The following is a 1,607-nucleotide window of genomic DNA, read 5'->3' on the forward strand; positions in this document are numbered from 1 at the left end:
GATAGTTGGTTGTATTTCCAGTGAAAGTAGGTCATCGCCAGGCTCCCTACAAAGAAAACCCCATCAGGCTCCCGTCTGGTGGGGTTTTCGCTTTTTCGGCCCCGCGGCGGCCGGTAGAATCTCCGCTCGTGCCCATCCACCTCCATCGAGACCCAGAGCGACATGCCCGACGACTCCCTCTTTGGCAACGACGCGCCCGCCGCGGCGCCGCGCCCGCGTACCGCGCAGAAGCCCGTCCAGCCCATGCTGCAGCCTCTTGCCGAGCGCATGCGGCCGCAGACGCTCGACGAAGTGATCGGGCAGAAGAAGCTCATCGGGCCCGGCGCGCCGCTGCGGGTGGCTTTTGAGAACCGCCGTCCCCACTCGATGATTCTCTGGGGCCCTCCGGGCGTCGGAAAGACGACGCTTGCGCGCCTCATGGCGAATGCCTTTGATCTGCCCTTCATCGCGATCTCTGCGGTTCTGGGCGGCGTGAAGGACATCCGCGACGCGGTGGACGCCGCCCGGCGCACCATGGCGGCGACCGGGCGTCCCACCGTGGTCTTCGTCGACGAGGTGCACCGCTTCAGCAAGAGCCAGCAGGACGCGTTCCTGCCGCACGTCGAGTCGGGGCTCTTCATCTTCGTCGGCGCCACGACCGAGAACCCCTCCTTCGAAGTGGTGGGGGCGCTCCTTTCGCGCTCGACCGTCTACCAGCTCACGAGCCTCTCGGCGGACGAAACGATGGAGCTCATCAACCGCGCGCTCGCGCGCGAGTTCCCCGAGCTCAAGGTCACCGACGAGGCGAAGGGCATCCTCGTCTCGCTCGCCGACGGCGACGCGCGGCGGTGCCTGAACGCTCTCGACGTCTGCTGCACGATGGCGCGCGAACGGCACGTCGCCGAGGTGGATGCCGCGTTCCTGAGGAAGACCACACCGGCCACGTTGCGGCGCTTCGACAAGGGGGGCGACAACTTCTACGACCAGATCAGCGCGATGCACAAGTCCGTGCGGGGCTCGGACCCCGACGGGGCGCTCTACTGGATGATGCGGATGCTCGACGGCGGGTGCGACCCCCGCTACATCGCCCGCCGGCTCATGCGCATGGCGGTCGAGGACATCGGCCTCGCCGACCCGCGGGCGGCGACGGTGGCGGTGGAGGCCGCGGAGATCTATGAGCGCCTCGGGAGCCCCGAAGGGGAGCTCGCGCTCGGGCAGGCCGCGGTCTACCTCGCCTGCGCCCCGAAGAGCAACGCCGTCTACAAGGCGATGAACGAGCTGCGTGAGTTCATCCGCAAGGACGGCTCGCGCCCCGTGCCGATGCACCTGCGCAACGCCCCGACGAAGCTCATGAAGGATCTCGGCTACAAAGAGGGCTACCGGTACGCCCACGACGAGCCGGGCGCCTTCGCCGCGGGCGAGGTGTACCTCCCCGAGGGGCTTGAGGGCCGCCGCTGGTACGTGCCCACCGACCGCGGGCTCGAGGCGAAGATCGCCGAGAAGCTCAAGGGGCTCGAAGCCCTGAACGAAGCCGCCCGGAAGGCCGGCCGCGGCCGCCGCCGCGGACAGGGCTGATTTGCATGCGGGCGTGGAAACCGCGAAAATGACAGTTTCCCGTGACGGCGGCT

The 1,607-nt window shown here is 68.3% G+C and carries 1 protein-coding gene; it reads left to right on the top strand.

Annotated features, from left to right (window positions below):
* Positions 1-243: 243 nt before the first annotated feature.
* Positions 244-1,554, top strand: a complete 1,311-nt coding sequence (locus tag ACT6Y9_RS10880; protein WP_443744544.1) for a replication-associated recombination protein A — start codon at positions 244-246, stop codon at positions 1,552-1,554.
* Positions 1,555-1,607 lie beyond the last annotated feature (53 nt).

It is taken from the genome of Sutterella sp., assembly GCF_052272535.1.
GTDB lineage: Bacteria > Pseudomonadota > Gammaproteobacteria > Burkholderiales > Burkholderiaceae_F > Sutterella.

Excerpts from the sequence above, each read along its gene's own strand:
- ACT6Y9_RS10880 (WP_443744544.1), top strand. The coding sequence starts at position 244 with ATGCTGCAGCCTCTTGCCGAGCGCATGCGGCCGCAGACGCTCGACGAA.